Origin of the sequence: Micrococcus sp. GbtcB5 (assembly GCF_019091605.1) — a bacterium.
GTDB classification, from domain to species: domain Bacteria; phylum Actinomycetota; class Actinomycetes; order Actinomycetales; family Micrococcaceae; genus Micrococcus; species Micrococcus luteus.
The window spans coordinates 1-228 of record NZ_JAGXJK010000653.1 but is presented as its reverse complement, the minus strand read 5'-3'; the positions used below and the strand labels follow the sequence as shown (position 1 = coordinate 228).

The 228-nt window shown below is 68.4% G+C and carries 1 protein-coding gene; it reads left to right on the top strand.

The genetic code is table 11. The annotated features are described in order from the left end of the window. Positions 1–13: 13 nt before the first annotated feature. A partial coding sequence (locus KVS67_RS13850; RefSeq protein ID WP_217565623.1) for a response regulator occupies positions 14–228 on the top strand: 215 nt, incomplete at its 3' end.

Genomic DNA, 228 nt, shown 5'->3' with positions numbered 1-228 from the left:
CGAGGAGGTCAGGATGGGCAAGGCCAAGATCCTGGTGGTGGACGACGTCGAGGCGCTGGCCGAGATGATCGGCATCGTCCTGCGCAACGACGGCTTCGAGCCGGCGTTCGCCGCGGTCGGCACCTCCGCACTGCCCGCGTTCCACCGCGTGCGTCCCGATCTCGTGCTGCTGGGCCTCTTGCTCCCCGGCATCGACGGCATCGAGGTCTGCAGGCTCATCCCAGACGA